The following is a 385-nucleotide window of genomic DNA, read 5'->3' as shown; positions in this document are numbered from 1 at the left end:
CCTATTATTGATCAAGTAGTTGCGGATGAGGGTATTTATGCGGGTGTAATCGCGAAAAATGGCTTCACCAATGACAAAACATTGGAGCTAAAAGGAACGACAGAGCCCTTTGCAACTGTCCGTATCTATAATGGTTCGACACAAATTGGTGAGGTCAAAGCCGACGCAGACGGTAAGTGGACCTATACAACTGGCAGCTTACCTGACGGAACGCATACATTCCGCACATTGGGTATCGATAAAGCCGGCAACATGGGAACCCTGGATCTGACTGCACCGGGTTATGTGGTGACTGTTGATACAGCGCGACCTGCGGCTCCTATCATCAATACGGCCACTGATGCGGTTGGCCCTTATAAAGGTGATATACCGAATAACAGTATTA

At 47.5% G+C, this 385-nt stretch carries 1 protein-coding gene; it reads left to right on the top strand.

Annotated elements, in window-relative coordinates:
* The coding region (locus HBA93_RS19125) for an Ig-like domain-containing protein (protein ID WP_286202066.1) at positions 1-385 on the top strand (385 nt) is incomplete at both ends.

Origin of the sequence: Ochrobactrum sp. SFR4, from assembly GCF_019730395.1 — a bacterium.
In the GTDB taxonomy this organism is placed as follows: domain Bacteria; phylum Pseudomonadota; class Alphaproteobacteria; order Rhizobiales; family Rhizobiaceae; genus Pseudochrobactrum.
The sequence above is the reverse complement of the archived record's forward strand: the minus strand, read 5'-3'. Positions and strand labels throughout refer to the sequence as shown.